The sequence below is a fragment of the Gilvimarinus sp. 1_MG-2023 genome (genome assembly GCF_030548285.1).
Genome location: NZ_JAUOSC010000229.1, coordinates 1 through 410 on the forward strand (window position 1 = coordinate 1; position 410 = coordinate 410).

1 protein-coding gene is annotated in these 410 nt (G+C 53.9%); it reads right to left on the minus strand.

All coding sequences use genetic code 11. From position 1 onward, the window contains the following. Nucleotides 1-410: TGS domain-containing protein (locus Q4563_RS16555; protein ID WP_303605265.1), on the minus strand; the 410-nt coding region annotated here is incomplete at both ends.

The window sequence follows — 410 nt, forward strand, 5'->3', positions numbered from 1 at the left end:
GTTGACCTTGGCACCACGACACTTGTTACCCACTTCGGTATGTACCCGATAGGCAAAATCCACCGGGGTCGCATTGGGCGGTAAATCCACCACATGGCCACTCGGCGTAAACACGTAGATACGGTCCGGGTTGATATCACTGCGCAAGGCCTGCGCCAGCTCGGGCAGATCATCCAGTTCTTCGTGCCATTCCAGTACCTGACGCAGCCAGGTAATTTTCTGTTCGTAGCCGTTATCCTTGCCGTTGGTGTCCGTGCCCTTGTATAACCAGTGGGCGCAGACTCCCAACTCAGCGTCTTCGTGCATTTCATGAGTACGAATCTGCACTTCCAGAATCTTGCCTTCCGGACCAATCACCGCCGTATGCAAAGAGCGATAGCCGTTTTCTTTCGGGTTGGCGATGTAGTCAT